Source organism: Cognatundibacterium luofuense (assembly GCF_018139685.1).
GTDB lineage: Bacteria > Pseudomonadota > Gammaproteobacteria > Burkholderiales > Burkholderiaceae_D > Undibacterium > Undibacterium luofuense.
The window spans coordinates 1-19,940 of sequence record NZ_JAGSPN010000010.1; the positions used below are offsets into that span (position 1 = coordinate 1).

Genomic DNA, 19,940 nt, shown 5'->3' on the forward strand with positions numbered 1-19,940 from the left:
GGTCAAAAACAAAAAGACAAAGACAAAGACAAAACAAACCCGGCTGCCGCCGGGTTTGTGCTTTGCAGATCAGAAAACAGGCAAAATGCGGTGTTCAGCACACCAGCTCCCCGCTCCACGGCAGAAAGTCTGGCTCTCCAAAAACAGCGAATGCCGATATCTGCACAGACTACCCGTCAGAACGGATACGCAACCCGGATGACCGCAACATTGGCGCCGGGATTAGGGCGTTTGATGGCGCCGTTCGAGAAATGCTGCACCTTCAGGCCAACGTCCAGCCCGTTGTCGAACACATAGCCGACACCGAGGTGATCGCCAAACTGGAACGCCGTTGAAAACCGGCGGCCGTTATTGTTATACACATGGCTGAACAGATGGATACCGACGGCGGCTTCGCCGTACAGACCTTTACGGTTGTTTTGCTGACTGACTCAGTACACCTTTGCTGCGTCATTAGTCAGTAATGCAGTTCGCTTGCGAAATGCCGCAGCATAAAAGTTCACTATCGAGGAATGAGAAGTGCGGAGCGAGCAGCGCAGGAGTATGAAGGAATCAAAGAATCAAAGCGAAAACCTGTTACCGGATAATCGAAATACACTTACCAAAAACAAACCCGGCTAAAACCGGGTTTGTTTTACTCATCCTGATTCAGTGCTCAGCAGATCAGGCGGTACCTTCCCAGTAACGGCGGGCTTTGGCAAATGCCTGAGCGCCGGTTTTTTTACCGATATCTTTACCTGCATTATTACCGTCGGCGAAGTGAATGCCGCCGTATAAGCGTGACATGCCGGCTTCTTCGGTGGCTTCCGTAAATGTTGCCCAGCTCAGTGTGAGCGGTGCAGCGGGCAAGCTGTTGTCGGCGATCAGCGAACGCGCCGGAATGGTGGCGCTGTGACCGAAGGCATCGCTGCCGGTAAAGCTGCGCAGCACTTCGGCGCCGGCAGCGGAGAAAGCGCTGTGACCGGAAGTGTATTCCGCGAACGGTGGTGTCGGGAAAGTGTCGCGCTGGAATGGACGCCATCCGGAACCGGAAATATCGACGAGTCCGGCTGGCGGGCCGCCTGCACCATAACCTTTGATGGTCTGGCTGTTGAACAAATAACGGATAGCGCTGATCGGACGTACGTAATCATAGAATCGTTTGCATTCCCAGGTGGCGATACCGGCATCAAAGACCGCATTCGTCAGCGCAAAGAACAGACGTACGTCTTTGTCGTTATCGTGTTTATCGCGTTCGGAAATGACCTGAGCAAACAAATTCCAGTGACCCGGCGGTAACTCGGAGTTCGGGCCGTCGGCCCAGTATTCCGCGATACATTTCTGTTTTTCCGTCAGATTGATGAGCAAGTCGACGATTTGCTGTGCCTGTGCGGTAAATGCCGGTGTATTCAGCGCAGCGGGCGGGCCGGGGCGGAACTGGCTGGATGAAGTCATCGCGAACGGTACGACATGACGCCAGTGTGGTGCGATGAAGCCGGGCGTGCGCGTGACACCTGCCGCATCGGTGAATGTCAGCGGCTGCCAGTGATCCGGTGCCGGAAAGCTGGTCATTGGTGTGGTGCCGGTGAAAACGGTCGCAGGATTCACAGGCGCGTAGCCAGTGTAATCAGCGTAGGCTGTACCGGATGCCGTCAGGCTGCCATCCTGATTGGAGCCGTCACCGCGACGGAAGTCGATTACGGCCTGAGCGGCCAGATTGCCGATGCCTTCCGGTTGCGCTGGATCAAAAGACGCAGAAACGCTGAAGCCAAGCTGACTCATCGCTTTATCAAAGATCGCTTTTTGCGCCGGAAACTGGTTCAGGCACGCGACATAAGCGGCCTGACTCATGGCTTTGACTTTGTTCAGTGCGGTGCGTTCTGCCTCCGGGCGACGCAAGGCGCCGCGTAAGCGAGTGCCGATGGCAACCGCATCATACGCAGCCCAGGCATCGTAAATGGCGGTGTGAATGACGGCCAGCGAACGTGCCACCATCGGCGGACCCGGTTTCGCATCACGCACCGCAGCCAGCGCTGCGGTATTCCACAGCACAACTACTTTGGGTTGCGGTGCTTCTGCCACACTGCCTGTACCGCTGTCGCTGCCACCGCAACCCGGCAAGGCTGCAGCAGTACCGCTGATGGCGCTGATACGTAAAAAGTCACGTCGTTTCATTTTTCTCTCTGATGAATAATAGTTTTTTGTAAAGTCAGAAAAATAATCCACGAAACGCAGAATGCCAATATCAAAGTTATAAAAAATTCAAATATTGTGTTGGCAGCAAATAGCGGTGGCACATTTTCCTGTTAACCGGGAAAGTAAGGACAGTACGCAGAGACACTGCTACATACCGGCGGCGACGCTGAAAACACCTTAAATGCGGTGTTCAGCACAGCAATTCGGCGCTCCACGGCAGAAAGTCCGGCTATCCGGAATACGCCAATGCGGATAGTTGCACAGCGGAGCGCAGAAAATCATCCGCAGTGTTGTATGTAAGCAATCCGGAAAATCCGGAAAAAACGGAAAGTGGGAAAAGAAAACGGGTTCTGCTGTTCAGGCAGAACCCGTTAGTGCAGCAGAATCATCAGTCCCGCTGAAACCTGAGATCAGTGGCCGGCGCTATCAGCGTGCATCGCGGCCACGGGCTTTACGCTGCAGTACGAAGATTGGCTGCGCCCACGGCATTTCTTTTTTCTTTTTGCTGGTGATCAGCGTCAGTTCAGACGGGTCGTACACATCGGTATTATGTGTCAGCGGCGTCGTCATCAGATACTGTGCATCGGTGTTTTTCAGGAACTCGCCGACCAGCTGAATATTGCGGATATCCAGATGGGCAAAAGGTTCATCGATAAACACGAAGCCACCACTGCCATCTTCGGATTTTAATAAACCGATTAACAAAATCAGCGATTTCATGACTTGCTGACCGCCGGACGCTTCGCCGTCATTCATGCCGATCGGGCCTTTGCCGTCGAATTTGAAGCGCACATGCAGGCCAGCCTGATTGAGCTGGATATCATCATTTTCCAGCTTCACCGGATCGGTATGCACTTCGATGCCAGCCAGTTCACCCAGTTCACGGATGTTTTTGCTGTACGCCTTGATCGTGAAACGCAGACGTTCGATATAAGCAGCGCGCGCGTTGATGGTCGCTTCAATCGCGCGGTTATTCTGATAGCGGCGCTCTTCAGTTTCAGAGACGCGGGTTTGCAGCAAATGCTGCAGGCGGCTGTACTGGCTGACCACGGTTGCATCGGTTTCCCAGTCTTCGCGTGCCAGCTGATTACCGAGATTGCGCAAACGCAGTTCGGTCTGATGCGCGTTTTCATGTTCTGCGATCAGCGCTTCGCGATGTGCGCGGCGACGCCAGCCAACCGGCAAATGCTTCCATTCCGTGCGCAGATTGCGCAAGTGTTCCGCATGACTGCGACGCTCGTCGGCATAGCGTTTTTCTGCCTGTGATTTTTGCGCTTCGGTTTCTGCCAGCGCCGCTTTCGCCTGCTCCCACTTCAGATGAGTGACTGAGCGTTGTTCGGTCGCGGATTTCAGCAGCGGTGCGATCTCGCCGAGGCGTGTTCCGGTTTCGGTACGCTGTGTACGCAGCGGCGCAACCTGCTGTACTGCTTCATCAAATTCCGCCTGACGTGCCATCAGTTCCTTGGTGGCATCGACACCGGCCAGACGGCTGCGGATATCGCTGATCTCGCCGGCCAGACGCGAGATTTGCAGCGTCAGCTGATCTTCCTGTGCCTGCAGACGCGGCAGACTGCGCTGCAGCGCTTCCAGACGTTGCGAACGGCCTGCATTACCGAAGCGGTAGCGTGAGACTTCAACAAACAGCGAGCGGCCGCCGCGACGTTCGAAATGGTAGGCTTCTGGTGTGATCCATTCGCGCTGACGCGAAAACGCCAGACCTTCTTCAATCGAATCGACACGGGTAATACGCTGCAGCTGATCAATCAGCCATTCCGGCGCGAGCGCGGTGAAATTCACCACCGACAACAAGCTGTTATCTTTGACCAGCGGTGCGCTGACGCGGTCTGCCACGATGAAGTGGTTGTAGCGTTGCTTTTCACCGATCTTATACGCACGCTGTGCATCGCTGGCTTTATCCAGCAGTATCACCGAGGTATAGCTGCGCAATACACCTTCAATTGCTGCCTGCCAAGCCGGATCGGTCACTTCGACGATATCGGTCAGCATGCAGTGCGCGATGTCTTCATCACGCAGTGCTTTGCGCATCTGGCGCACATTGTCCGGGTCCGGCAAACCGGTTTTACCCTGCAATGCAGAAATCGTTGACTGGTCAGCCGCAATGCGCTGGCTGAGCTGATCGCGTTCTGATTTCAGGCGCGTAAATTCAGTTTCTTTCTGCGTTAAACCCTGCGCCAGACCGGCAACCTGTTCATCGGCTTCCGCCGCCAGTTTTTCCAGTCGCTGCTTTTGTTCCATCAGACTTTCCAGCGGTTTCAGTTTGCTGTTGATCTTGCCCAGTTGTTCGCGCAGCGTGTTTTCTTCCTGTTCCAGTGCCGCTTCCGACTGACGCGATTCCGTCAGCGTTTGCGCCAGCTTTGCAATGTGCTGACGCTGGCTGCTCAGGGTTTCATTCTGACTGCCCAGATGGCGTCGTGATGCGCGCAGGCTGGCAGAAATGCCACCGGCTTTTTCGCGCGCTTCATGGTATTGCAGGGTCGGCAATACCGATTCCTGCAAATCGCGTTTTTCTTTGTTCAGGCTTTCATACTGATGGAAATTCGCGACGCGCAGACGCAAGCCTTCCAGGCTGGTTTTTGCGCCATCCAGTTCGGTTTCAAAGCGCTGCAATTCGATTTCCGTATCGTGCTGATGGCGCTTGGCATCGTCATACGCATCCAGCACTTCTTTATCGCCGAATACCTGAAACACCAGATCCAGCAACTGACGCGGCGAGTATTCGCACAGCTTGTCGGTTTCACCCTGTTCCAGTGCCAGCACCTTGCCCATCGCATTCGATAAGCCGGCATGCGCCAGACGTTTTCGGTAACTTTCCACACCCAGCCAGTCACTGGCTTCGGTCACTTCTTCGATATCGACCACGCCACCGCGCATCAGATACTGACGCTTCCAGTCGCCGCCGTTTTTTTCGATTTTGCAGATCAGTGTGACTTCATCGTCATACAGACCGGACATGCGGAACGGACGATTAGAAATCTGCGGGCCAACCGCTTTGTTATCGACCACAGCGCGTATCCACGATGACTGCTGGCCGGAGTGACGCGCATAATGTTTATATGAGCGGCCCATCGAGCATTCCAGCCCGAACAGCGTGCGCAATGCATCCAGCAGCGTGGTTTTGCCGGAACCGTTCTGGCCGGCAATGGTAATGATTTTCGCATTCAGCGGAATATTTTTGATGCGCTGCCAGTAATCCCAGTGCACCAGTTCCAGCGATTGAAGATGAAACATAATTCTGTCTTATTAACGTTGAGACGGCGGGATGCCTGATCAGGAGGCGTCGTCAGCGGACGGTGCCGCGACATCATCCTGCGTGCTTTGCAGTTCAGCAGCAGGGCGGCTGACCGGCAGCGGGAAAATATCCGATAAGGCGCCATTGATAATGCGGTCGCGCAAGGTATCGGTATCCATCAGCAAATCCAGCAGCGGCCCTTCCAGTAACTGATCGCCTTTGCGTTCGATAAAACCCAGACGTGCCAGCAAACCCAGATTCATATCCAGACGGGTTTTTTTGCCAAGCTTTTCACCGAAATCCGCCAGCAGCGCACGGTAAGAAATGCCGACCGAAGTTTCTTCTGCGCGCAGCATCGGTTTTTCTTTGCCAAACATATCGGTCTGATCTTCCGCCGCAGCCTGATGCGCTTCCTGACGGGCGCGTTTCGGCAGAATAATCAGCGACCATAACACCACCAGTAAGGCGACGCCATCACGTGCCAGTCCGAAATTATTGTTTTGCCAGGTTTCGCGCGTACCGAATACACGCGGTTCGCAATCCCGGGTAAATGCCAGCGTGACGTGATCGGCGTACACATTGTCCACAAAGCGCATGCCACAGGCTTTCAGGCGCGCATCCAGATCGGTACGGAAAATTTCGTCAGACAAGGCGCGTTTCACCAGCTTATCGTCACGGCGCAAGGTCTGATGCGCCAGCAATCTGGCGATCAGGATTTGTACTTCTTCAGTCATGATGTGGAATCGGAATTCGGTGTGGTTTCGGATGGCAGGCGGACGATGGTCGCAACGGACATTGAGGCGATGTCCTGCGCCTGTACCTTTTTCATTTTGTCCTGAATCTGCCATTGCAGCGGCAGGCGCGCCAGCGTACCGGTTGCGCCCTGTAAGGCAGATTCGTTCGGATCGCCGATCAGCGGCAGCATGGAAGCGCGGTAAGAAGCCACCGCAAAATTCACCGGCGTCAGCAAGTCTGCCACCAGTTGCGGTTGTTCGTTCTGGCTTAGTCCCTGCAACATGCCCAGCCAGTGATCCAGTTCATGCAACGCATCAGAATCATCACCGGCCAGCGCGACCGCATTCTCACCGGCAGGCAGCGCGCCGGATACCGCAGACACGCGGTGACTCAGCAATTCGCTCTCTGCCACGTCGATCATTTCAGACGGTGTGATAAACAGCGGCGTGACCGGATGCGATAAGGCATCGTCAGCCAGCGAGGCCAGATCGTCTTTTTGCAGCAGCCAGGTTTTGATATCGGTGGTGGATAAGCCGGACTGGCCCAGATGCACGCGCTGGCGTTCAATCTGGTTCAGTGCGCGCGAGAACATGCCCTGCATATTCAGCAAATGACTCTGCGCACGGCCAATCGCTTGTGCTGCTTTATGGGTGGCTGCATCCGCACGTTCATCATGCGTAATGGCATGGATAATTTGCGAACCTTTTTCCACCCAGTCGCAGGCGCTGTGCCACTTTTGCTGCGCGCTGCGTAACTGAAATTCCGAGCCGGAAGCAATCGCATCCGAAAACTCTTCTGTCAGTTCCAGCAATCGGCCCAGCAAGTGATGCAATTGTTCGACCGACACGCCGCCCACCGCCTGCGCACCGGCCACCTGTGTCAGCACAAAGCTCATTTCAGCCGCATCGGCATTTTCATCCGTGCCGAGCAGGGATTCGGTGGCAGCCAGTACATTGCGCGCATTCGGCGTAATCCGGTACACAGACTGGCTGTTATCCCAGCTGATCAGACCGGTGGAACGCAAACGGGTCAGCACGGTTTCCAGTGCATCGGGGTCCAGATAACCGAGACGGGCATTGATATCGGCACGGCTGAATGCCGTTGTCGCAGTATCGGAAGCCAGCTCGCGCAATACCAGCAGACGCAACAGTACGCCGTTAAATCCGCCGTGAAAAATCGCTGTGAACGCCTGCAAAACGGGTTGCGCCCGTTTCAGGGAATACACAGCGGAAATATCGTCGGGGGAAATACCGGTCTTAAAAAAAGTCTGCAGAGCGAAATCATCAGCGCTCTGGGTATGAACATCGTCGGAAAAATTCTGCATACCGCATTTTAACCGTTCACCCAGTGCTTGAGTACAGGGCGACGGCAGGCGGTGGCGGTGTACAGACAGGTCAGTGGCAGATGCCAGCCGCAAGCGGGGATACCAGCGGCTGGCCGGAGAGAGAACTTGTTACAAAGCTACGTTTATGTGCGCTTATCTGCATCAGTGCAGATAACGTGCCGGATAACGGGTATCCAGGATGCGCTGATGGATTTCATGGCGCTTTTCTGCGTCGGCGCGTAATAAGCGCTCCACGGCCTTACGCGGCACGCGGTAGTAACGGCGGCGGTTACTTTTGTAATCCATCGCGCGCCAACCCTGTGCAGTCAGGAAATCCCACTGTTCATAATCAATCGCCAGAAACAATTGCATTTTCAGATTGTCTTTCACGATGGACGTACCAAAAGCCGGTTTCGGCCCTGCGGGCGGCAGCGCACGCGGCTGACGTATTCTGAACAACGTGCGCAGCAAGTCTTTGAATTTGCTGGTTTGCATGGGAATGTGATCAATTCTGGAAAAGGCGCGTATTGTAAAAGCAAGACGGTGCAGAATTTGCAAGGCTTTGTAAGCGTTAGTAAGAAACGTGGCAGACTGTCAGGAAATGGCAGTTCGCGCAGACTAAGTTGCATTGAGCGATTGCAATATCGTATTGCTGATTCTGGCAGAAATGTACTTTTGCAGAGATATAGCTTGGCTGCGGGAGGGGAATCTACTATTGCGTGGCTTAAATGTTAATTAATTTAAGCCACGCAACCAAATTTGGTAGAATCAGACGGCGGAGAGGTCAGCATTTCGACTGGAGCTACTCCTAGTCACTGACATACGTTAATCCTACAGTATTTGCAAGGCTATTGCAACAATGTTGCTCTAGCTAATGAGTATTTATCAATAATACTAACTAAGATGATGGAAAAGCAACCATTACGAGCGCTATTTAACGCCATGTATCACGAAAAATTTAATTTCGATGATTTTTTGACCTATTCTGTTTCTGATAGTTATGAGATTTCTTCTAAAGAAAAATTATTTGAGAGGAAGTTTAAAAAACCAAAAGATATGGTTAAAAATTATCATCGATTCTTGAATTTGTTTGTCTTTGATTATTTGGAAACAAATCCTCGAGTTGTTTTCTCTTATAAAAAAGGACTTAGTGCACTGAATGCTGTTGAAAGGCACTCATTAAGTAAGTTTTTTTTTCAAACAGATATAAGCTCTTTTTTTGAGTCAATAGACAAAAAATTGATTCGAGAAACAATAGTGGCTGGATGTAGTGCATGCCCAGTATCTGATATTGACTTATATATTGATCGTATTGTTGATATTGTATGTATAGATAATGCATTACCTGTTGGGTTGCCATGTTCTGCGCCTATAAGTAATGCAGTTCTTTTGTTATTCGACAATGAGATTGAGAAAATTTGTGCGCAAAGAAATCTGATTTACACTCGATATTCTGATGATATTATCATTTCAGGGATGGAGAGGAGCTCTTTGGATGGAATTGATAAACAAGTTAGGGGTAGTCTTGAGGTTATTTATAACAATAAATTCAGTATAAATATTGCGAAGACCAAATTTTTCAAAGTTGGAAACAAGATAAGTATACTTGGAGTTAATATTCTTCCGAATGGGAAGGTTACGCCTGACAAGAGTAAAAAAGAAGAATTGGAGATTTTGCTTCATTTTTATTTGACTGATAGAGATAAATTTATCTCTCGAGCCTCTGAAATGAAGAGGGGTAATAAAAATACTTTAAGCGAAGAGGATTGTTTGAATTTGCTCGGTGGTAACTTGAACTATGTTGATTCGATTGATAAGGATTATACTGATAAATTAAGAAGGAAATTCGGTGTTGTAACTATTGATAAGTTAATTCATAGAGGATTTCCGGTGAAGAAATGAATTTTGGTATTGAAATTGTTGATGTTCAGCAGATAAAAAGCTTGAAATTTAATTTTGATTTTGAGCGAAAATCAATTATCTGTATTACGGGTAAAAACGGATGTGGTAAGACTACGTTAATAAAATCCGTAAAAAATCTTATTAGTTCGGATACTTTTTACAAAACAAATTCATCTCGATCACTTGGTGAGTCGAGTCGGATAATATATGGGCTTGATGAGAATAAGGTAATATTTGGTTTTAATAGAAAAAGTAAGACAATGGATTCGCGGGATAGTATTCCACGCGATTTAAGAAATAGTTTTTTTGTTGAATTGCCAATCCCTCATGGTGAGAGATTTAATTTCTTTCAGAAGATCAGTGAAATTGATCGTGATATTAGGCATCATGTTGTATTAAAGAAGTATAGTCAACCTTCTCAACTTATCGATTTTCTTGAATCAGTATACTCGACGAGAAAGTTTTTTAATTTGGTTGAGGTGATTATAAAAAATAGTCCATACTATGCATTAGTTTATGATGATGGCTATTATTTGAGGGAAGATTATTTTAGTTCTGGTGAGTACTTTTTAATAAATTTATATAAGCGAGTTAAATCTGGCTATCGTTTTGTTTTTATTGATGAGATTGATATTTCTCTTGACGCTGCTGCGCAAGTCAAGTTGATTTTTTGGTTAAATAAATTCAATAATTTATATGGGACAAAATTTGTATTTACGACACACTCTCTTGCTATGATGAAAACTATTTCTTCCGACAACCTTTATTGTATGGAGGTTGTTGGCGATGGTAGTACAGTAATAGAGAACAGGTCTTATGCATATATAAAGAGTACACTCTTTGGTTTTTATGGGTGCGATAGATATATTTTGACTGAAGATGAGGTTTTGAAGGATTTTTTGGAATTTTATATATCCAAGTGTTTTGGGGATACTTTTTATAAGTACAAAATTATTTACGTTGGAGGCGGTACGAATACGACAGATTTGATGAGTCGTAACATAAGTGAGAAGTTTTTTTCAGAAGATCCGTCGAATGTAATCGTGATTTTAGATGGTGATCAAAAAGATAAGAAACATGCTAAATTAGATAATGTGTTTTGTGTTCCATTTGATAGTGTTGAAAAAGATTTTCTTTGTAGGTGTCTTCATCGTGAATTTGGGGATTTTAATGAAATTGAATTGATTATTCCGGATCATATCCGGTTGTTAAATTTTATTGATAGAAAAAATAAACCTAAGAAAAAAAATTACTTATTAATTGTAATGTATCGAATTTCCTTGTTTTTCAAGAAAACTCCGGAGCTGAGGGATCAATTAAGTGCTGCAAAGGGGGAGCCGATAACAGAAAAAAAATACAATAGGGATGGGAAGAAACTGTACGACGTAATGGTGAAGGAAAAAAATTGTAAGCGTGGAATATTTGATTTTCTTATGAAAAAAAATGAGGCTGGGTTAAGTGATTTAAAAATGAAGCTAAATTCTTTTTTGAGTCGTCCAACTTGATGATGTTATTTTTTTAGGCTATCTACACGATGCATGAAAATCTATTTCAAACCCCAGTTCAATATGCAACCCTGGGCGGCGGATGTTTCTGGTGCCTAGACGCCGTGTTCCGCAAAATACGCGGTGTGGTGCAGGTGGAGTCCGGTTATTGCGGCGGGCGGACGTCGGATCCGACTTATGAGCAGATTTGCACCGGCCAGACCGGGCATGCTGAAGTAGTGCGGGTGGTGTTTGATGCAGATGAAATTTCGTTTGCGGAATTGCTGCAGATTTTCTTTGCGATCCATGATCCGACTACCTTAAACCGGCAGGGCAATGATATCGGTACGCAGTATCGTTCTGTGATTTTTTACCATGATGAACAACAGCGTCAGCAGGCTGAAGTGGCGATTGCGGCGGCGGGTGCGCTGTGGGATGCACCGGTGGTGACTGAGCTGGCAGCGCTCGCGCCTTACTATCCGGCGGAAGACTATCATCAGGATTACTTCACTCAGCATCTGGGGCAGGGTTATTGCGCGTTTGTGGTCGCACCAAAGGTGGTGAAAGCGCGACAATTGTTTGCTGCGCGCTGGCAGAACTGAGTTGCAATGGCCTGTATTTGATTGCATTTTGCTATCATGCTGTATGCCGTTATCGCGGGGATAATGGTAGAAACCGGTAGCGCCGTACGGCGGCCGCTCTGCGAAAGGAACAGCAATGGCATTACGTGCAGTCAATCAGGCGACTATCGACCTGATCAAGCAGTATGAAGGGCTGGGAGATGGCAAACCGCAAACCAGCGCGATTGATCCGTATCTGGACCCGGTCGGCATCTGGACCATAGGCTGGGGCCACGCAATTGTGTATCAGGGCCGTATGCTGCGCGGTACGGCGGATCAGGCGACCGTGAATCAGTTGTATCCCGGTGGCATTACCGAAGCGCAGGCAGAAGCCTTGTTATCCGGCGATCTGATGAATACCGGCCGCGATGTGTCAGCAGCGGTGACCGTGCCACTGAATGACAATGAATTCGGCGCGCTGACCAGCTTTACCTTTAATCTGGGCATTGGCAATCTGAAATCTTCCACGCTGCTGAAAAAACTGAATGCCGGAGACCGCGCCGGTGCGGCAGATGAATTCGGTAAATGGGTGAATGCCGGTGGCAAGCCTTTGCCGGGACTGGTCAAGCGCCGTGCGGCAGAACGGGCTTTATTTCTGACACCAGTTTAAGTTCAGTCAGATAAATCTCAATCAGATTAATTAATAAACTGATTTACGCAGCCAGTTTTACTTCGCTGTTAAGCGCAGTGCGCTGGCTGTACCACAGTAAACCCAGCATCACCAGCGTGCCACCCCAGTATTCCACCGGCAAACCCCATAACCAGTGTTTATGCCAGTGTGCCACTGCCGGATTCAGTGCCTGCCAGCCGAAGCCCGGATTCATCACAAACCACATCGCATCTTCGATAATCCAGAACTGAATAATCGCTGCAATCACACCGGCTTCGTCACGCCATGAGGGGCGCGGTAAATGCAGCAGCGGCCAGTGAAAAAATAAGGCAATCCACGGAAAAACCCATGCGTGATAACCGGTCATCGCGCGGCCGCCCCAGAACACATCCAGCAGCCAGTGATTTTCGATACGCCAGGTCGGTAAGCTTGCGCCCCAGCCTGCGCTGCCTTCAATCTGAATTTCGACCTGTGCAAAGCCGATGGCCAGCAGGCTCACAAAGATCAGACGGAAGATTAACGGCAGCAGGCGTTGCAGACTCATACATCACTTTCCTATCAGCATGCGATAACACCAGATGCAGCACTTGTAATGCCGCCGCCGGACGCCCGAGCGCTCTGGCTTTATCGCACATACGTTTCATCATATCGGGTTGATCGAGCAGGGTTTGCAGGCGGTACAGCAGACTCGGAAAATCCCATGCATGCAGCGCCACACCTTGCTCCAGCAAATAATTCGCATTGCGCTCTTCCTGCCCCGGAATCGGATCATGCACGATCATCGGTACGCCCATCGCCAGACATTCGCTGCTGGTTAAACCACCGGGTTTGCTGATCACGATATCGGCGCAAGCCATATACAGTTCTACCTGCTGGGTAAAACTGACAGCCAGTAAGCGTTGCGGATAGCGTGTCTGCAGCGCCTGACATTGCTGCAGCTGCACCGCGTTTTTTCCGGTCAGCACAATCAGCTGAATATCGCTGCGCTGCTGCAGTAACTGTTCCGCCAGCGTCACTGCATTCCCCAGTCCCGCACCGCCGCTCATCAGCAACAGCGTCGGCCGTTCGGCCTGCAGCGGCAGGCTGGCAAAACTGTGCGCCCGTGTCGGCGGATGCACAAAACCGGGCATCAGCGGAATACCGGTTACATGAATACGCTGCGCCGGCACGCCATGCATACGCAGCCGGAAAGCGATTTCCTCATTCGGCGCAAAATAGCCCGCCACACCCGGCTGTATCCACATTCTGTGCAAATCAAAATCGGTAATCTGTACCCAGACCGGACACGGCAAGCGGCGCTGATGTTTCAGGCGGCTCAGAATTTCTGCAGGTAAAAAATGCGTGCAAATCACCGCATCCGCGCCGTATTCCCGCACCGCCTTCAGCAGCGGCCGCGCATTCAGCCTTTCCAGCGCACGGCGCAAACGCTCGGTTTTACTGTCCTGCTGCGCATCATGGCTGAACTGGTACAGATAACCCCACAGCCCCGGCGCTTTGCTGATCAGCTTCAGATACAAATCGGTGTACAGCTTACGAAACGCCGCGCTGACAAACTGCATCGCATCCAGATGACGTATCTCCGCCTGCGGAAAATGCCGCGCCGCATGCGCCGCAATAGCCTCCGCCGCCCGCTGATGACCGGCACCGGCAGACACACTCAGAATCAACACACGAAAAGGCGCTGGCTGCATACAAACGTCACGCTGTTTCAGACCGCACCAGACTAAACAGCAAATATGTCAGCCTGATGTCATCTGCCTGCAACGCAGCGGTCATTTTGACCCGTATTCCGGCCTGCGCTTACAAAACGCCGGACAACATCGTTTTTGCGGCTCAAAATGCCCCAAATGCGGGGTTCAGCACAGCGATCCGGCGGTCGTCGGCAGAAAGTCCGGGCCTTGGAAAAAGTGAAATGACGATATTTGCATAGTGTTTGTGTCGAAGAACAGATAAGACTGACCCGAATTACATAAGAATCTTTGACGTCTGTGTTTGCGGAATTTTGAAAACTCAACGCCGCAAACTTTTATAATGACCAGCGATACATTGCGATTGATAAACCATCGCTGACGTTGTGCGTGGTTCAAACGGTGTTGTTCGATTACTCGCCATTCTCTATTGGCGACAGCAAGTTAAAAAACAGATTTGGCCAAATCAATGGCTACAATATATTCACAGTGGACTCCTTACGTTGAAAACAGATCTTCATCCTCAATATGAACCAGCGCACTTAATGTCGCGCAATAAGGCGGGGGAGTTCATCCCATCATTTCTGCGGATCGCTTCGGCGTCCGCTGAATTCACACGTTAGAGCCCTATATGCAGACGCTCCTAAGTCGCGAATCAGTAGCGCTGGAAATTCTTCGAAAACCTGAATTATTTCCAAGCCTTCCAAAAAGGAGGGAATTCGATCGCCTCATTTGCCTGTGGCGAATCCCTTCATTTGAACCACACTCTTCTTGGTCACTGTATCGAGGGAGAAAAACAAACGAAAATTTCGTTAGGCGCTTGGAGCATGACCCGCGTCGAGGCTTTCCTTCTAATGTCGTCGATCCTCATATTTTTGGTTCCGAGGTACCCATTCCAACCGAAATGGCAACAAAGATTATTGAGCAATTCGAAGGTCTGACTGTTCCAATGTTTCGCAGCCCCGCTTGGGCTGGCGTGGACGGAGTGTCATTCGGTGCACACATCGGGAATTTTTGGCAAAGCACTACCGTAAACTGGTGGTCATCCTTCAGTCCAGAGTGGAAGCCGCTGAACGAATTGTTTCAAGAGACAGTAGCTCAATTAGATTCTCTGCTCCCCACGAGTACGCTGCGTAAAATCGAGCTTTAACCTTTCGGTCAACGTGACGGCTCAAAGCTGCGCTTTGGGCTCCCTCCATGCTTGCGACATTCTTGCCGCCCGTTACCTCCAACGTTAGGCGGTGTGCTGATTTAGCATGTTTTGCGTTCGTCAGTAAAATCACCGACTACAAATATTTGCGCCGAGTTCACCGTAATTTTCCGGTTTCGCAATCAGCACGCATCGCGCGAGTTCATTGTCATTTCCATCGCGGCGCTTTACAATCAGCTAACATTTTTTAGTTTGGGTTCAGGGTGTGTTATGCGTCGTCGTTCATCAACCAGCCTAACCCATCATTGCAGCGGATCGCCTGTGGCGCCCGCTGAACTCACACGTTAGGCAAATTATATGTCGTGTCCAATTTGTGGTGCAGGCCACGACAGCATTCGACGACCGGTAGAACCAAGTGCAATGGAGGTTCACTTATGCACATCGTGCGGTCATGAATTTGCTGTCCACTGCCAGTACCCGATTCCAGAAGAATATTGGAGTAAGAACAAAATTTTCCTTGGAACCTATACCGTTCCGAACGAAAACGAAGTCGCAAAGAGCTATATCAAGCTTACGAAAATTCTAAGATACTGTGAGTGGTTCCAACTATCTAAACTTGAGCAGCAAAGAATCGAAGGAAAGAAAACTTGGGAACTTGGCCAATTTCTGGATGTTGAGGTTGAGAGAATAAAAGAGGAATGTAGAGCGCATGCAATTTCCATATGTTTTGTTGAAACAAACTAGAGTCAAAAGGTATTACTTCTCCGCGAACATTTGCCTAACCCATCGTTGCAGCGGATCGCCTACGGCGCCCGCTGAACTCACACGTTGAGCGTCATGAAACTAGCGCAGATCGTAGCCACGTTGGAATCGAGCGATGAGTCGCTCTGTATCGTTGCCAAGCGACCTTGGTCTGGCGATTCAGAAGCGAAACTTGTAGCTTTCACCGAAGAATTTCGAATTTCCGAAGAGGTTTTAGCAAATGGCTACAAATACTTCTTGGAGGTTTCTGTCGCGGTGGATGATGTGCTCACTGGGCCAGTAGCGTTGTCAGCTGAACAAAGAGTAGCGGCCGTCATCTACTACGCCGAAAACGATGCGTATCCAGAGTGGCTAAATGAACTGTGGAGCGGGCAGTGACGCCCAACCCTTCATTGCAGCGGATCGCCTGCGGCGCCAGCTGAACTCACACGTTAGGCGATATAGATGCAGGCAGTGTATATCTCTGGGGATGAACTTATCGATTGGTGTGACGCGGATGCGCTGCTTGTGGGATTGCCGCAAGGTGACGCATCAGTGAGCGCACGAGTTGGCGTCGTATTAGATGGAGGAGGCAGGCTCCGAATCGATCTTCAAGCCAGTGCAGGCCGCTCATGCTTTCATGAAGTCCGATGTGTGAACGGTATTGTCTATATTGGCTTTGGCGAGTACGTCTTCGTCCTCTGGCCCGACAGTCGGGAATTTGATGCTCATCCCCTTTGGGGCTACTTTGGACACCTATGCACCGCGGCCGAACTAGAAGCGTCGGAACAGAGTTTCGCAGTACTTGTCGGGTCGGCTTCGGAGCTTTTGTGCTTTTCTCGTGATGGCATACTTCAATGGCGAGCAAGTAATCTTGGAATCGACGGGGTCATCCCTTATTCAGTCCAAGAAGGCGTCGTGACTGGGGCGGGCGAATGGGATCCTCCGGATGGATGGGAGCAATTCAAGGTTAGTCTGAGCACTGGCGATAAAATTGTTTCCTAACCCAGTCGTATATGGACTCCCCCCAAAGTACAAGAAATTAATCAATAGGTCAGTGATCGAAACAAAAAGCCATGCATCACAACTGATTTGCTGAGTTTTACGTCCGTCAGTAAAAACACCGGCTACAAATTTTTGCGCTGAGTTCGCCGTAATTTTCAGGCTACACGATCAGCGCACATCGCGCGAGTTCATTGTCATTTCCATTGTTGCGCTTTACAATTAGCTAACATTTTTTCGTTTGGGTTCAGGGTGTGTTATGTGTCATCGTTCATCAATCAGCCTAACCCATCGTTGCAGCGGATCGCCTGCGGCGCTCGCTGAACTTACACGTTAAACCGTACCAATGAAAGCCTGTGATCTTCAGTTCGTCTGCGGAAAGCAATGGGTGCAACTTGAGCCTACTGCTTTAGCCAATGCAAGGTACTGTGGAGACTGCCGAAAGGCGGTTTTCATGGTGAAGACAAGACACCAACTTCACGTTGCTTCCGCTTTAGGCCGCTGTGTAGGCATAGCAGACGACAATGATTTCATTGGGGTAATTGGTGACCCTGTGGCGTTGGGCGAATTTGATTGGATGGAGGACGATTATTTCGAAAACACGGTGGTAAATCTTGCTATGTTTCCGACGCCTGATCGCGTCGCTCAGCTAAGGATGCTTTTCCCCAAGCTTTTTGATGGTGGTAAAAATGAAATCGCACTCCTAAGTGGAACCACGGTTTCTATTGGAAATCTGTGCCGCAAAGACAGGGAACAGTTGGCTTCAGAATTAGGTGAGTTCGCCCCTGAATTAAAAATGCGCAGTACGGTTTAACCCTTCCTGTATGCCCCCAAAGTACAAGAAATTCATCAATGGTTCTGGCCCGTGGTAATGCATGCAGTCGACTATCCCTCATCTGGTGTGGAATCTATAGTGTTCCGCGCCGACATGGAATCGGCCTGATCATTGCGCCACTCGCGACAAGCGGCAGGCGTAAAGCTGCCGGAATCTCAGTTTCGGTGCCTTTGACGTTCATTGGTCAGCGGTAGAAAACAAAAAGCCATGCATTACAGCATGGCTTTTTTGTCTGAGCAGCGGCGCGGCGTTTAAGGTTGCAGGCGCTGGATGGACCAGCTGCCGTCGGTTTGTTTTTCGTAGACGATGCGGTCGTGCAGGCGGGACGGGCGGCCTTGCCAGAATTCGATGCGTTCCGGAATCAGGCGGTAGCCGCCCCAGTGGGCCGGACGCGGTGGCTGGTCGCCGAATTTGGCGACGACGTCTACCAGTTGCTGTTCCAGTGCTTCGCGGTTGGCAATAGGCTGGCTCTGGTGCGATGCATGAGCGCCTTGCTGACTGCCGACCGGACGGCTGAAAAAGTAAGTGTCGTTTTCAGCGTCGCTGAGTTTTTCGACACGGCCTTCGATGCGCACCTGACGTTCCAGCGGAATCCAGAAAAACAACAGCGAGGCAAACGGGTTGCTGGCCAGATCCTGACCTTTGGCGCTGTCGTAATTGGTGAACCAGCTGAAGCCGCGCTGATCGTAATCTTTGATCAACACGATACGGCCGCTCGGTTTGCCTTCGGCGCTGACGGTGGACAGGGTCATGGCGTTGACTTCCGGTACACCGGCGGTCAGTGCCTGATCGAACCAGCGGGAGAACTGGGCAAACGGATCGGCGGCAACGTCGGTTTCCGTCAGTTGATCGCGTTGATAGTCGGTGCGGATATCAGCTATAGACATACTTTTCCTTTAAAAACAGATTGAATTCGGTTCAGGTGGCGGGCACGATGCCGCGGCGTTCCTGCATCGAGGCGCCGAGTTCGCGCATTTGTTGCTCGCTCAGCACGCGCATCGCCAGCGGTGCGATCTGGCCTTCTTCCAGCGCCATGTGTTCACGGTACAGCGCACTGAAGTCTTCGACATCGGCAGCCGATAAATCGTAGCCGGAGCCATCTTCCAGCGCTTCTAACTGGGCGCGCAGGGTTTGCCACAGGCGGTCCATTTCTTTGTGGTGCTGCAGGATGGTGGTGGTTGCTTTTTCCAGCAGATGCGCATCCTCACCCTGTACAGTGGCGCGCAGCGCAGGCAGAAGGTCAACTTCTTCATCCTGATGATGCAGCGGCGCTGCTTTGTTGAAGTACTTCAGCACGGCTTTGGCGGCAGCCTGTACGCTCTCGTCCACGCCACGGTCGGGCAGATAACTGACCAGTTTATCGAGCGTGGTCAGTTGTTTGCGGATACGCTCATGACAATGGCGGATCACAGCAATCGGTTCATCGAAAGCGGGGGCGGTATCGTACAAATTAGCCATGGTGACTCCTAACACTGAGGCAGATTCTCATTATGAAGCAGTACTTTGCAGCGCGCTTGCGACACATCAATGCCGCTCAGACGATGCTTGCGGAACAGTCCGGCAAAAATTGCAGGGTGAGTTCCAGTAAAATGTAGTCTGAATTTTCCCTGACTTCAATTATGCAACAAGATTCAGAAATCGACTTTGAGCGCCGTTTTGGCGGAATAGCAAGACTTTACGGTGCCGAAGCACTGGCACGTTTCCGTCAGGCGCACGTGGTGGTAGTGGGTGTCGGCGGCGTCGGCTCGTGGGTGGTGGAAGGGCTGGCGCGCAGCGCGATTGGCAAAATCACCATGATCGATCTGGATATGGTGGCGGAATCCAATATCAACCGTCAGATTCAGGCAACATCGGATACCATCGGCAAGGCCAAAGTCACGGCGCTGGCCGAGCGTATCGCGCTGATTAACCCGTTTTGCGAGGTGCGTGAAGTCGAAGACTTCATCCTGCCGGAGAATATGCCGGAAATGCTGGGTGACGCGCCGATTGATTACATCATCGACGCGATGGATCACGTCAAAGCCAAAACTGCGCTGATTGCGTATTGCCGCGAAAAAGGCATTCCGCTGATCACGATAGGCGCAGCGGGTGGGCAGACTGATCCGGGCAAGATCGAGATCCGTGATTTGTCGCGCACCGAGCAGGAGCCATTGCTGGCGCTGGTACGCAAACGCCTGCGCCAGAATTTCGGTTTTCCGCGCGGCACCAAAAATAAATTCGGCATCGACGCGGTGTTTTCTATGGAAGTGCTGACCATGCCGGAAACCGCAGAAGCTTGCGACACCGGTGCGGGTGCAGCCAGTGCCGAAGGGATTACCGGTCTGAATTGCGCCGGTTTTGGTTCGGCGGTGGTGGTGACTGCCTCATTCGGGTTGCGTGCAGTGGCCCATGTATTGCGCAAACTGGCCGGTCTGGCCTGATGAA

The 19,940-nt window shown here is 50.7% G+C and carries 18 protein-coding genes; 8 read left to right on the plus strand and 10 right to left on the minus strand.

Features of this window, described 5'->3' with window-relative positions; all coding sequences use genetic code 11:
* Window positions 1-176: 176 nt before the first annotated feature.
* From KDM89_RS13280 to KDM89_RS13305, 6 genes are all read right to left on the minus strand, one after another.
* Window positions 177-404 (minus strand): acyloxyacyl hydrolase, encoded by a 228-nt coding sequence (locus KDM89_RS13280; protein WP_212688556.1) that lies wholly within the window; start codon window positions 402-404, stop codon window positions 177-179.
* A gap of 259 nt (window positions 405-663) precedes the next feature.
* Complete coding sequence (locus KDM89_RS13285) at window positions 664-2,154, minus strand: vanadium-dependent haloperoxidase (RefSeq protein ID WP_212688418.1); 1,491 nt, start codon at window positions 2,152-2,154, stop codon at window positions 664-666.
* Window positions 2,155-2,601: 447 nt separating this feature from the next.
* Window positions 2,602-5,424: an ATP-binding protein gene (locus tag KDM89_RS13290; RefSeq protein ID WP_212688419.1), complete on the minus strand. Its 2,823-nt coding sequence runs from the start codon at window positions 5,422-5,424 to the stop codon at window positions 2,602-2,604.
* Window positions 5,425-5,463: 39 nt separating this feature from the next.
* On the minus strand, window positions 5,464-6,159 hold the full coding sequence (locus KDM89_RS13295) for a hypothetical protein (RefSeq protein ID WP_212688420.1): 696 nt from the start codon (window positions 6,157-6,159) through the stop codon (window positions 5,464-5,466).
* Window positions 6,156-7,484 (minus strand): hypothetical protein, encoded by a 1,329-nt coding sequence (locus KDM89_RS13300; protein ID WP_212688421.1) that lies wholly within the window; start codon window positions 7,482-7,484, stop codon window positions 6,156-6,158. The genes KDM89_RS13295 and KDM89_RS13300 overlap by 4 nt, the downstream gene beginning before the upstream one ends.
* Window positions 7,485-7,646: 162 nt before the next feature.
* On the minus strand, window positions 7,647-7,979 hold the full coding sequence (locus KDM89_RS13305) for a hypothetical protein (RefSeq protein WP_212688422.1): 333 nt from the start codon (window positions 7,977-7,979) through the stop codon (window positions 7,647-7,649).
* Window positions 7,980-8,387: 408 nt separating this feature from the next.
* Between KDM89_RS13305 and KDM89_RS13310 the strand changes: the two genes are divergently transcribed.
* From KDM89_RS13310 to KDM89_RS13325, 4 genes are all read left to right on the plus strand, one after another.
* Window positions 8,388-9,386, plus strand: coding sequence for a reverse transcriptase domain-containing protein (locus KDM89_RS13310; protein WP_212688423.1), 999 nt, complete (start codon window positions 8,388-8,390; stop codon window positions 9,384-9,386).
* Window positions 9,383-10,891 carry an AAA family ATPase gene (locus tag KDM89_RS13315; protein ID WP_212688424.1) on the plus strand — a complete coding sequence of 503 codons (1,509 nt, stop codon included), beginning with the start codon at window positions 9,383-9,385 and terminating at the stop codon, window positions 10,889-10,891. Before KDM89_RS13310 ends, KDM89_RS13315 begins: the two co-directional genes overlap by 4 nt.
* A gap of 29 nt (window positions 10,892-10,920) precedes the next feature.
* A complete protein-coding gene (gene msrA / locus KDM89_RS13320) occupies window positions 10,921-11,472 on the plus strand; it encodes a peptide-methionine (S)-S-oxide reductase MsrA (protein WP_212688425.1) in 552 nt (183 codons plus the stop codon).
* Between the two features lie 115 nt (window positions 11,473-11,587).
* Window positions 11,588-12,100: a lysozyme gene (locus KDM89_RS13325; RefSeq protein WP_212688426.1), complete on the plus strand. Its 513-nt coding sequence runs from the start codon at window positions 11,588-11,590 to the stop codon at window positions 12,098-12,100.
* Window positions 12,101-12,143: 43 nt separating this feature from the next.
* Here the strand turns inward: KDM89_RS13325 and KDM89_RS13330 are convergent, their stop codons facing one another.
* Window positions 12,144-12,644: a hypothetical protein gene (locus tag KDM89_RS13330; RefSeq protein ID WP_212688427.1), complete on the minus strand. Its 501-nt coding sequence runs from the start codon at window positions 12,642-12,644 to the stop codon at window positions 12,144-12,146.
* Complete coding sequence (locus KDM89_RS13335; RefSeq protein ID WP_212688428.1) at window positions 12,553-13,791, minus strand: MGDG synthase family glycosyltransferase; 1,239 nt, start codon at window positions 13,789-13,791, stop codon at window positions 12,553-12,555. Before KDM89_RS13335 ends, KDM89_RS13330 begins: the two co-directional genes overlap by 92 nt.
* A 628-nt stretch (window positions 13,792-14,419) precedes the next feature.
* Here KDM89_RS13335 and KDM89_RS13340 point away from each other — a divergent pair.
* The 3 genes from KDM89_RS13340 (at window position 14,420) to KDM89_RS13350 (ending at window position 17,495) form a co-directional block, all read left to right on the plus strand.
* The gene (locus KDM89_RS13340; protein WP_212688429.1) at window positions 14,420-14,938 is read left to right on the plus strand and encodes a hypothetical protein; all 519 of its coding nucleotides are present in this window, start codon (window positions 14,420-14,422) and stop codon (window positions 14,936-14,938) included.
* An 837-nt stretch (window positions 14,939-15,775) separates the two neighbouring features.
* On the plus strand, window positions 15,776-16,078 hold the full coding sequence (locus KDM89_RS13345) for a hypothetical protein (protein ID WP_212688430.1): 303 nt from the start codon (window positions 15,776-15,778) through the stop codon (window positions 16,076-16,078).
* A 1,057-nt stretch (window positions 16,079-17,135) separates the two neighbouring features.
* Window positions 17,136-17,495: a hypothetical protein gene (locus KDM89_RS13350; RefSeq protein WP_212688431.1), complete on the plus strand. Its 360-nt coding sequence runs from the start codon at window positions 17,136-17,138 to the stop codon at window positions 17,493-17,495.
* 272 nt (window positions 17,496-17,767) lie between these two features.
* Here KDM89_RS13350 and pdxH read toward each other — a convergent pair whose 3' ends face one another.
* Complete coding sequence (pdxH, locus tag KDM89_RS13355) at window positions 17,768-18,403, minus strand: pyridoxamine 5'-phosphate oxidase (protein WP_212688432.1); 636 nt, start codon at window positions 18,401-18,403, stop codon at window positions 17,768-17,770.
* Between the two features lie 31 nt (window positions 18,404-18,434).
* Window positions 18,435-18,974, minus strand: coding sequence for a hemerythrin domain-containing protein (locus KDM89_RS13360; RefSeq protein WP_212688433.1), 540 nt, complete (start codon window positions 18,972-18,974; stop codon window positions 18,435-18,437).
* A gap of 161 nt (window positions 18,975-19,135) precedes the next feature.
* Between KDM89_RS13360 and KDM89_RS13365 the strand changes: the two genes are divergently transcribed.
* Window positions 19,136-19,936, plus strand: coding sequence for a tRNA threonylcarbamoyladenosine dehydratase (locus KDM89_RS13365; protein WP_212688434.1), 801 nt, complete (start codon window positions 19,136-19,138; stop codon window positions 19,934-19,936).
* Window positions 19,937-19,940: the final 4 nt, after the last annotated feature.

Bases quoted from the DNA above. Each gene is read 5' to 3' on its own strand.
- KDM89_RS13285 (WP_212688418.1), bottom strand. From the start codon at position 2,154: ATGAAACGACGTGACTTTTTACGTATCAGCGCCATCAGCGGTACTGCT.
- KDM89_RS13290 (WP_212688419.1), bottom strand. From the start codon at position 5,424: ATGTTTCATCTTCAATCGCTGGAACTGGTGCACTGGGATTACTGGCAG.
- KDM89_RS13295 (WP_212688420.1), bottom strand. From the start codon at position 6,159: ATGACTGAAGAAGTACAAATCCTGATCGCCAGATTGCTGGCGCATCAG.
- KDM89_RS13300 (WP_212688421.1), bottom strand. From the start codon at position 7,484: ATGCAGAATTTTTCCGACGATGTTCATACCCAGAGCGCTGATGATTTC.
- KDM89_RS13305 (WP_212688422.1), bottom strand. From the start codon at position 7,979: ATGCAAACCAGCAAATTCAAAGACTTGCTGCGCACGTTGTTCAGAATA.
- KDM89_RS13310 (WP_212688423.1), top strand. From the start codon at position 8,388: ATGATGGAAAAGCAACCATTACGAGCGCTATTTAACGCCATGTATCAC.
- KDM89_RS13315 (WP_212688424.1), top strand. From the start codon at position 9,383: ATGAATTTTGGTATTGAAATTGTTGATGTTCAGCAGATAAAAAGCTTG.
- msrA (WP_212688425.1), top strand. From the start codon at position 10,921: ATGCATGAAAATCTATTTCAAACCCCAGTTCAATATGCAACCCTGGGC.
- KDM89_RS13325 (WP_212688426.1), top strand. From the start codon at position 11,588: ATGGCATTACGTGCAGTCAATCAGGCGACTATCGACCTGATCAAGCAG.
- KDM89_RS13330 (WP_212688427.1), bottom strand. From the start codon at position 12,644: ATGAGTCTGCAACGCCTGCTGCCGTTAATCTTCCGTCTGATCTTTGTG.
- KDM89_RS13335 (WP_212688428.1), bottom strand. From the start codon at position 13,791: ATGCAGCCAGCGCCTTTTCGTGTGTTGATTCTGAGTGTGTCTGCCGGT.
- KDM89_RS13340 (WP_212688429.1), top strand. From the start codon at position 14,420: ATGCAGACGCTCCTAAGTCGCGAATCAGTAGCGCTGGAAATTCTTCGA.
- KDM89_RS13345 (WP_212688430.1), top strand. From the start codon at position 15,776: ATGAAACTAGCGCAGATCGTAGCCACGTTGGAATCGAGCGATGAGTCG.
- KDM89_RS13350 (WP_212688431.1), top strand. From the start codon at position 17,136: ATGGTGAAGACAAGACACCAACTTCACGTTGCTTCCGCTTTAGGCCGC.
- pdxH (WP_212688432.1), bottom strand. From the start codon at position 18,403: ATGTCTATAGCTGATATCCGCACCGACTATCAACGCGATCAACTGACG.
- KDM89_RS13360 (WP_212688433.1), bottom strand. From the start codon at position 18,974: ATGGCTAATTTGTACGATACCGCCCCCGCTTTCGATGAACCGATTGCT.
- KDM89_RS13365 (WP_212688434.1), top strand. From the start codon at position 19,136: ATGCAACAAGATTCAGAAATCGACTTTGAGCGCCGTTTTGGCGGAATA.